The organism is Herbaspirillum sp. B65, assembly GCF_000333555.1.
Classification (GTDB): Bacteria; Pseudomonadota; Gammaproteobacteria; order Burkholderiales; family Burkholderiaceae_D; genus Herbaspirillum; species Herbaspirillum rubrisubalbicans.
Map to the genome: position 1 here is coordinate 1 of NZ_BADI01000673.1, position 9025 is coordinate 9025.

6 protein-coding genes and 1 pseudogene are annotated in these 9025 nt (G+C 61.6%); 5 read left to right on the plus strand and 2 right to left on the minus strand.

Annotated features, from left to right (window positions below):
• The 5 genes and pseudogenes from I5W_RS15985 to I5W_RS16005 all read left to right on the plus strand — a co-directional run.
• Window positions 1-179 (plus strand): toprim domain-containing protein (locus tag I5W_RS15985; protein ID WP_044529973.1); only part of this gene is annotated, 179 nt, incomplete at its 5' end.
• A gap of 123 nt (window positions 180-302) precedes the next feature.
• Window positions 303-1777 (plus strand): annotated as a pseudogene (locus I5W_RS15990) (CaiB/BaiF CoA transferase family protein).
• Between the two features lie 92 nt (window positions 1778-1869).
• Window positions 1870-2907: an ABC transporter substrate-binding protein gene (locus tag I5W_RS15995; protein ID WP_044529974.1), complete on the plus strand. Its 1038-nt coding sequence runs from the start codon at window positions 1870-1872 to the stop codon at window positions 2905-2907.
• Between the two features lie 144 nt (window positions 2908-3051).
• Complete coding sequence (locus I5W_RS16000) at window positions 3052-3861, plus strand: ABC transporter ATP-binding protein (RefSeq protein WP_044529977.1); 810 nt, start codon at window positions 3052-3054, stop codon at window positions 3859-3861.
• 45 nt (window positions 3862-3906) lie between these two features.
• On the plus strand, window positions 3907-4758 hold the full coding sequence (locus tag I5W_RS16005) for an ABC transporter permease (protein ID WP_026052037.1): 852 nt from the start codon (window positions 3907-3909) through the stop codon (window positions 4756-4758).
• A gap of 10 nt (window positions 4759-4768) precedes the next feature.
• Here the strand turns inward: I5W_RS16005 and I5W_RS16010 are convergent, their stop codons facing one another.
• Complete coding sequence (locus I5W_RS16010) at window positions 4769-7312, minus strand: chemotaxis protein CheW (protein WP_252717052.1); 2544 nt, start codon at window positions 7310-7312, stop codon at window positions 4769-4771.
• 179 nt (window positions 7313-7491) lie between these two features.
• Window positions 7492-9024 (minus strand): methyl-accepting chemotaxis protein, encoded by a 1533-nt coding sequence (locus tag I5W_RS16015; RefSeq protein WP_044529976.1) that lies wholly within the window; start codon window positions 9022-9024, stop codon window positions 7492-7494.
• Window position 9025: the final 1 nt, after the last annotated feature.

Below are 9025 nucleotides of genomic sequence, written 5' to 3' on the forward strand. Positions count from 1 at the left end.
TGCTGGCCACCAACTTCACCAACGAAGGCGAAGCCACCGCCCACTACATCAGCGAAACGCTCAAGGCCCGCGGCCTGAAGGTGAGCCGCCTGGCGCGCGGCGTACCGGTCGGGGGCGAGCTGGAATACGTGGACGCCGGCACCATCGCCCGCGCCATGCTGGATCGCCGTTCGACCTGAACCCGAGGCGACCGCAAGATCCGCACGAAACGCGGACGAGATCGTTTTCAGATGAAAAACTTGCAGGCATGACGTCGCCCATGCAGGTCAAAATGCGCGACATCGCGCGCATGCTGCAATAGAATGTGGGCTTGCCGGCGTGGACGTACGACGTCATGCCAGGAGCCGCGGGGGGTGACCCACCCACATACCGCGCATTGCTCTTCGCCCGCCGTGCAGCATCACCCGAATCCATCGCATTCCAGGACACTGGCCAATACCCCACAAGAGCCCGGTCCGCAGCATCGACCAAGAGGAGAACACCGGAGCGCCCGCGCAGGCCGAGCCAGCCAGGCATCCGGTGCAAGCACGATGAGCACAGCCACATCCAAGCCCGGCCCGCTGGCCGGCATCAAGGTTCTTGAACTGGGCACGCTGATTGCGGGTCCTTTCTGTTCGCGCATGCTGGCCGAGTTCGGTGCCGAGGTCATCAAGATCGAAGCGCCCGGTGATGGCGACCCCCTGCGTCACTGGCGCGTGCTCAAGGACGGCACCTCGCTGTGGTGGTCGGTCCAGGCGCGCAACAAGAAGAGCATCACGCTCAACATGAAGGATGAGCGCGCCCAGGAAATCGCCCGTCAGCTCGCCCTGGAGGCCGATGTCATCATCGAGAACTACCGCCCCGGCGTGCTGGAAAAGTGGAAGCTCGGCTATGAAGACCTCAGACATCTGAACCCTGCCACCATCATGGTGCGCCTGTCCGGTTATGGCCAGACCGGCCCGTTGCGCGACTTGCCGGGTTTTGGCGCCATCGGCGAATCGATGGGCGGCATCCGCTATGTCTCCGGCCACCCGGACCGGCCGCCGGTACGCATCGGCATTTCCATTGGCGACTCCATCGCCGCCCTGCATGGCGTGATCGGCGCCATGATGGCCTTGCGCCACCGTGACGTCACCGGCGGTCGCTGGAACGGCAAGAGCGGCGCAGACTGTGTGGCCGGGCAGGGCCAGATGGTGGACGTGGCCTTGTATGAAGCTGTGTTCAACATGATGGAATCGATGGTGCCCGAGTTCGACTTTGCCGGCGTGGTCCGCGAGCGTACCGGTGGCGCGCTGCCGGGCATCGTCCCCTCCAATACCTATACCACTGGCGATGGCATGAACATCGTCATCGCCGGCAATGGTGATGCCATCTTCAAGCGCCTGATGAGCGCCATAGGTCGCCACGACATGGCCAACGATCCTGGTCTGGCGCGCAACGACGGCCGCGTGCCGCGCACGCAGGAAATCGATGACGCCATCCAGCAGTGGTGCAGCACCCAGACCATCGAGTCGGCACTGGCGCGCTTGCAGGCTGCCGATGTCCCGGTGGCAAGATCTATTCGGTCAAGGACATGATGAACGATGCGCAATTCCTGGCGCGCGACATGTCGGAGCAGCACCAGTTCGCCGATGGCACGCNGGTCAAGCTGCCAGCCATCACGCCCAAGCTCTCCGAGACACCGGGCCAGACCAAATGCTNGGGCCCGGAACTGGGCGCGCACAGCGATGAAATCCTGCAATCGCTGGGGTATGATGAGGCCCACATCAAGAAGCTGCGGGACCAAGGCGTGGTCTGAAGCAGCATGACAAAGGCGGGCGCCTGCACGGGGTGGCCTGCAACAAGCTGGACAAGAAGCGGTACCCCCCATCCACACACGGAGGAGACATGATGAAATTGAGCTGGAAGCAATTGCTGATCGCCACTGGCCTGTTCCTGGCCGGTTACTTTTCCTTCAACGGCAGCGCCGATGCACAGGCACTGGAAAAACCCAAGGTCTCCATCGCCGTGGGTGGCAAGAACCTGTTCTACTATCTGCCCCTGACCATTGCTGAACAGCTCGGCTATTTCAAGGATGAAGGCTTGCAGGTCGAGATTTCCGACTTCGCTGGTGGCGCCAAGGCCTTGCAGGCCATGGTCGGCGGCAGTGCCGACGTGGTCTCGGGGGCTTACGAGCACACCATCAACATGCAGGCCAAGAACCAGCCCATCGTCGCCTTCGTACTGCAGGGCCGCGCTCCGCAGATCGTGCTGGCGGTCAACAACAAGACCATGCCCAACTACAAGAGCGTGGCTGATCTGAAGGGCAAGAAGATCGGTGTCACCGCGCCGGGCTCCTCCACCAGCGTCATGGCCAGCTACGTGCTGGCCAAGGCGGGTCTGAAGCCCACCGATGTTTCCTTCATCGGCGTGGGGGCTGCTGCCGGCGCCATCTCGGCCATCCGCTCGGGCCAGATCGATGCAATTGCCAATCTCGATCCGGTCATTTCCATGCTGGAGCAGCACAACGAGATCAAGATCGTCGCCGACACCCGCACCCTGAAGGACACCAACGATGTCTTCGGTGGTCCCATGCCGGCAGCGACCCTGTATGCCCCGGCCGCCTTCATCCAGAAGTATCCCAACACCACGCAAGCCCTGACCAATGCCATGGTGCGCGCGCTGAAGTGGATTCAGAAGGCCGGCCCCTCCGACATCATCAAGGCCGTGCCGGAAAGCTATCTGCTGGGCGACCGCTCGCTCTATATCGATGCCTTCATGAAGGTGCGCCAGGCCATCTCGCCGGACGGCTACTTCCCGCCGGGTGGCCCGGATACAGCGCTGCGCACGCTCAAGGCCTTCGAGCCGGCGCTGGCCGACAAGCAGATCGATCTGTCCAAGACCTTCACCAATGCCTTCGTCCAGAAGGCCAACGCCAAGTACAAGTAAGTCGATCCAAGGTTCCGCAAGCTCGGCTCCCGTTGACGCGAATGTATCGCAAATGCCCGGCAACGGGCATTTGCACTTCTGCACAGTGGAGTCGATGTCCCTGCCTCCGTACCACCCACCGTGGCCCTACCGGCCCGCATTGCCATGACGCCAGCCCTCCAGTTCGACAACATCACCTGCACCTTCGTCTCCAAGGACGACCGCTCCCAGCGCTACACGGCAGTGGCCAATACCGATCTGGCGATTGCCCCCGGCGAATTCGTTTCCGTGGTCGGCCCCACCGGTTGCGGCAAGTCGACCTTGCTCAATGTCGGCGCTGGCTTGTTGCAACCCTCCTCGGGCAGCGTCAAGGTCTTCGGTGAACCGTTGCAAGGCATCAACCGTCGCGCCGGCTACATGTTCCAGGCCGAAGCGCTCATGCCCTGGCGCAGCGCCCTGCAAAACGTGATCGCCGGCCTGCAGTATCGTGGCCATGATGAAAAGTCCGCCGAAGAACTGGGACAGCAATGGCTGGCGCGCGTCGGCCTGCAAGGCTTCGGCGACCGCTACCCGCACCAGCTCTCCGGCGGGATGCGCAAGCGCGTGGCGCTGGCGCAGACCCTGATCCTGGACCCGGACATCATCCTGATGGATGAACCCTTCTCGGCCCTGGACATCCAGACCCGGCAACTGATGGAAAACGAAGTGCTGGAATTATGGAATGCCAAGAAGAAGGCCGTGCTCTTCATCACCCACGATCTGGATGAAGCCATCGCCATGTCCGACCGCGTGATCGTGCTGGCGGCCGGACCCGGCACGCACCCCATCGGCGAATTCAGGATCGACTTGCCGCGCCCGCGCGACGTGGCCGAAATCCGTATGCACCCGCGCTTCGTCGAATTGCACCAGCAGATCTGGGATGTGCTGCGCGACGAAGTCCTCAAGGGTTACCAACAACAGAAGCGTGCCGCGTAAGCCGTAAGCCGTCAGAAGCAAGGATCAGGGAAGACAATGAGCACCATGTGGAAATTACTGAAACCGAATCACAAGAACATCCGCTTCTGGCAATTGATGGTCCTGGCCATCGTGCTGCTGGTATGGCATGTGGCCACCCGCAACCCGCAGACGGCGTTTTTCTTCGGCGAGCCGTTGAAGGTGGCGCAGCGCATCTGGGAGTGGTTCACGGTGGGTAGCGGCTCGCTGGAAGTGGGCTTCGGTGATACCACTTTCTTCACACTCAATTTCCCCGCCGAGATCTATTCGCACCTCTTGATCACGCTCACCGAAACCGTGCTGGCCTTCATCATCGGCACCGTCTTCGGCCTGGGCATCGGTCTGTGGCTGGCACTCTCGCCGACCGCCTCGGCCATTCTCGATCCCTATGTCAAGGCGGCCAATTCCATGCCGCGCGTGATCCTGGCGCCGATCTTCGCCATGTGGTTCGGCCTGGGCATCTGGTCCAAGGTCGCGCTGGCGGTCACGCTGGTGTTTTTCATCGTCTTCTTCAACGTCTATCAGGGCGTCAAGGAAGTCAGCCCGGTGGTCTTGGCCAATGCCCGCATGTTGGGCGCCAATGCGCGCCAGTTGCTGCGCACGGTCTACCTGCCCTCGGCCACCTCGTGGGTGTTTTCCAGCCTGCATACCTCCATCGGCCTGGCCTTCGTGGGCGCCGTGGTGGGTGAGTATCTGGGTTCGGCGCGCGGTGTCGGCTACCTGATCCTGCAAGCCGAAGGCAGCTTCGACATCAACACCGTCTTTGCCGGCATCGTCGTGCTGACCGTCTTCGCACTGGTGCTGGACCTGGCCGTGGGCGTGATCGAAAAGCGCTTGATGAAGTGGCAGCCCAAGAGTGGCGAAACCGAAAAGCTCTGAGCTCGCCTGCTTACGACATCGTCGACAATTCTTTCTTGCGCGGTGCAAAGAAGAGCGTGACGATGCGCTCCACGTCGATCACCTGGATCGTGCTGCCGGCGTCGGCGGTGCGAATCAGGTTGCAGATATAGTTGTGTTCGGAGCCGGGAATCCTGAAGGCGGCATCGATATGGATCTCGCCGAACTCCAAGACATCATGCAGGCTGTCGACCAGCAGCCCCACCGTTCTTCCGGCATGACGGACGATGATGATTTCCTTGCCCTGGTGCTGCGCAGTGCTGCTGCCCATCAATAGCTGGCGCATATCCACCACCGGCACGAAGACCGAGGCCGCACCGCTGCCGTCCTGGTAATCCAGGGCGCCGGCCAGCACCGGCTTGAAGGTCGAGGTGGAGAGCATACGTTCGGCTTCGATGGATTCGACCACCTGACCGGCCGGCAGCGCAAAGGTTGCGCCATCGAGCCGGATACTGGCAAATTCACGCTTGGGGCCGGTGCAGGGCGCGGCTTCCACGCTCAAGCTTTCCAGCGCGGGCTCGGCATCGCTCTGCTGGCCAATCGGCACGAAGACACTGGCGATCACATCATTGACGTATTGCCCATCGTTCTTGTATTCGCGGTAACCGAACGAGGTGGTGTGTCCCACCACCATGTAGCTGCCTTCGTGAACCCTGATATCGGCAGTACTGCTGCCATTGGCACCGGCACTGGCCTTGCTGCCCAGTGGCAGCACGCTGCCCGGCGGGTAATCAGCATGGGTACTGGAAATCACCTGGCCGTGGCGATCGGTGTAGGCGGCGAACGCCCCAGGCTGCTCCGGCAGTGCCCCGGCCAGCATGTTGGCAAATTCCGGGGTGGCGTCGAAGACCACGGCGATGCCGCCTGTGGCCTGGGCGCGCTCGGGATGGAACAGGGCGGCACAGTAGAGATAGGTGGCCGCACCGTCATACAGCGGCGTGGGCGCGAAGGGCGAGACGCAGTATTGGCTGGCGTCGGTGAGGCGCAGCGTATCGCGCAGCAACTGTGGCTCGACGTAGGTGCCAATGAGCTCGCTGCCATCTGCCAACGGTGAGCTGGTGGCCACGATGCGGCCCTGGGCATCGAATACCACCAGCCTGGCATAGACCGTGTAGAGCGCGTTGATGGCACTGAGGATGGCAGTCATCTCCGCCAGTTCGGTGGCGCTGCGCACCTCCTTGGCCATGATCTGCCGCAGACGCGGCGTGAGCGACCACCAGCGGCAATCATTGGCGCGCTCGTAGAGATTGCGATCCATGATGTCGACCATCAGGCGCGAGATGTACTGCCCATCCTGCAAGTTGGCCGACAGGGCGGTGGCGTACAAGTCCAGGATCGATTTGCGGAATACCTCATTGGTCTCATCGCCGGTCTGGCTGATTTCCTGCAAGATGGCCTTGAGCCGCAACAGGTCACCGGCCTCGCCCGAGGCCATGATCTTGCCATTCCACACCACCCGTCGCAGCGAATGATTGATGGCGTCGGCCATGGTGGTGACATCGTGCAGCGGCGGGCAGAATGACTTGGCATGGGACATCACCCCGGCCAGCAACTGCGGATCATATTGCGCCAGCATGTCCTGGTTTTGCTGGCGGAAAGCCAGATCGCAGGCCACCATCACATGGCCGAACCAGCCCGGGCCGCTGTAGCCCTGGTAATTGCGCGCGGCGCAGGTGCGCGCCAGGTACTCGCGGCCGGCATGACTGACGATCTGATAGGAGCCCTCCAGCGCCAGGGGCACGATGCGCCCCACGGGTACGTGTTCACTATCGCTGCTGGCAATGACCCGGCCTTCGCTATCGAGCATGAGCATGACACTGCGATCATGGGGTTTGCGCAAGCCGCTGAAGATGTCATTCATCTCCACCGCCACCGGGAAACACAGGCACAGTACGCCTATGGGTTTGCCATCGGCCGGATCGACGATCTTGTGGGAATAGATCAGCGCGCGCTGGCCGCCGCGCAGATCGGAGACGGCAAAGGTCTCCACATAGCCCGATGCGGCCAGGGTATGCGCCACCAGGGGATCATATGAACATTCGACCGCGTTGTCCTGATCCAGATGGGCCAGCACGCGGCCTTCTGTATCGAGTATGAAGATTTCATCGTAGACGGTGTACTTCTGTCGATAGGCCTGCAAGCGCTCGACGATCTCGTGCGAGTCGGCACCCGGCCCCTCCAGGATGAAGGCGCGGATGGCGTCATCCATGGCCAGGAAACCGACATCGGCAGTACGCTCGAAGAGATTGCGCACCACGATGTCGATGATGACCCTGGCCTTGAAGTCGAACTCCTGTACGACCTTGCTGATGTTCTGTTCAACCAGGTTGGCAATGAGCCGCTTTTCCAGTTGGTTGAAACCTTCCCGCGTGATCTTGATGGTCGGCAAGATGCTCTTGGCTTCTGCTGGACACACCATCTTGGTGGTGGATTCGATCAGGCGCCATGCCACACTGAGTTCTCGCAACGCGCGTTCGCAGTCGACGATGGCGGGCATATGGCGCAGGAAATGCTGGTTCTGTTTATTCTTATTCATAGTCGGGTGAGGGACAGGCAAGGTGCAGGATTACTCACCACAGATAAGCAAAGAGCAAGCCAGTGCCGGCCCCGGGAGCGCAAGGTATTCCGATTCTCGCGAGATGGGTCAACCTCATGCCTTGAAGAAACGAACGCCATGCCCCCTGCTCCCGACCGGCAGAGGGACGCCACCAGGATTTATGCCACCACGAAAACTTCCACTACGCCACTGAGCTTGCGCGCCTGTGCCTGCAGGGATTGCGAGGCCGCCGCAGCCTGTTCCACCAAGGCCGCATTCTGCTGCGTGACCTGATCCATCTGGGAAATGGCATGGTTGATTTCATCGATGCCCTTGCTCTGCTCGCTGCTGGCCGCACTGATGGCACCGATCACCGAGACCACGCGCTCCACGCTGGTGACGACCTCGTGCATGGTCTGGCCAGCCTGGTTGACCAGGGCGCTGCCGGTGGCAACCTTGTCCACCGAGTCGTCGATGAGCGCCTTGATTTCCCGTGCGGCGGTAGAACTGCGCTGGGCCAGGCTACGCACTTCCGAGGCCACCACGGCGAACCCGCGCCCCTGCTCACCGGCACGCGCTGCTTCCACGGCGGCATTCAACGCCAGGATATTGGTCTGGAAGGAAATGCCATCGATCACGCTGATGATGTCGACGATTTTCTTCGAGGAGGCATCGATGGCGGCCATGGTGCTGACCACTTCCTGCACCAGCTGGCCGCTTTCGGAAGCCACCGCAGAGGCTCGCTCGGCCAGCTGATTGGCCTGGCCGGCACTATCGGCATTGTTCTTGACGGTGGCCACCAGTTGTTCCATGGCCGAGGCGGTCTGCTCCAGGGAACTGGCTTGTTCCTCGGTACGGGAAGACAGGTCCAGGTTGCCGGCGGCAATCTCGGTGCTGGCGGTGGTGATGGCATCGGTCCCGGCACGCACTTCGCGCACGATGCTTCGCAGCGCTGTGTTCATGCTTTTCATCGACATCATCAGGCTGGCCGGATCGGCGCTGGCGACGTTGACTTCCCGCCGCAGGTCGCCCTTGGCGATCAGGGACGCCAGTTCGGCCGCGTCGGCCGGTTCACCGCCGAGTTGCTTCACCACGCTCCTGATGATGAGGATGGCGCTGGCCATGCCCAGCAGCAAGGCCAGCACCCCCAATGTGACGATCAATCGACGCGCCGTCTTATAGAGCGCCTTGGCTTCGTCCCTGGCCTCCTCGTTGAGTTTGTCTTCGAAGCGTGCGAGTTCGGCCAGCGTCGCGCGACGTTGCGCCTGCTGCCGGCCCACGGGGCTATCCTTCAGGACGGCCTTGATTTCTTCGCTGTTGTTGTCCTGGACTGCCTTGATCAACTGCTGTAGCTGCGGCAATACCTGGGCCGATTGCTGCTGGATGATGACGATGGCCTTTTTCTCGGCATCGGTGGTATCAGGCGCCTCGGCAAACATCTTGGCCAGGGTTTTTTCTGCTTCGCTGTAGATGGAAATCTGTTGCGGCAGCAGGTCGGCGTATTGCTTGAGCTCCTCAGCAGTGGTGCTCATCAGGATGCCGCGGGAGGCCAGCGACTGTTCAAACACAGCCGCGCGCATGATGGAGAGTTGATGCACCTCGGCATTGTTGACGTCGGTGATGCTGCTCAACTGCTGATCGATCTGGTCCATCTTCAGCAAGGCCATTGAGATGATGATCAACAGCAACAAGAGCACGCTGCCAAAGCCCAGC